Origin of the sequence: Flavobacterium sp. H122 (assembly GCF_004959765.1) — a bacterium.
Lineage (GTDB): Bacteria > Bacteroidota > Bacteroidia > Flavobacteriales > Flavobacteriaceae > Flavobacterium.
Window position 1 is genome coordinate 1 of record NZ_SJZD01000032.1, and the last position, 670, is coordinate 670.

Below are 670 nucleotides of genomic sequence, written 5' to 3' on the forward strand. Positions count from 1 at the left end.
AAATTAGGAGATTATGGTTTAGATTCGATACTGCTGACCAGATTGGCTAATGAGCTTAATGCTTATTATGATTTGGATTTAATGCCAACGGTGTTTTTTAATTATCCAACGGTGGAAAGTTTAGTTGCGTTTTTGATAGAAGACCATGCCGGCAATTTGTTAAAGCAACATGGAGATGCAAAGCAATCCGTTACTGTAAACCGAGCAGAGTCAATAATAGAAACTAAAGCACATGAGGGAAGAATTGTAACTAAAAGACCGGATTTTTTTGCAGGTCAAAGTAAATATACAATTCAGGGAGATACTTCTGATCAAAGCTTAGCACCTATAGCTATTGTAGGTATCAGCGGACGATTTCCGGGTTCACCGGATTTGGAAAGTTTTTGGGAGAATATTAAAGCAAATAAAGATCTTATTACAGAAATTCCGTCAGATAGATGGGATTGGAGGAAATATTACGGAGATCCGCAAAAGGAGAAATCCAAGACAAAAGCCAAGTGGGGAGGGTTTATAACAGATATTGATAAGTTTGACCCCTTGTTTTTTAATATTTCACCAAGAGAGGCAGAGCTGATGGATCCTCAACAAAGGATTACACTTCAGGCTGTTTATCAGGCTTTGGAAGATGCCGGTATACCAACCGATAAAATTAAGGGAACCAATACAGGGG

The 670-nt window shown here is 38.4% G+C and carries 1 protein-coding gene; it reads left to right on the plus strand.

Annotation, left to right across the window (positions count from 1 at the left end; translation table 11 throughout):
* The coding region (locus EZM65_RS15370; RefSeq protein WP_136669442.1) for an acyl carrier protein at positions 1–670 on the plus strand (670 nt) is incomplete at both ends.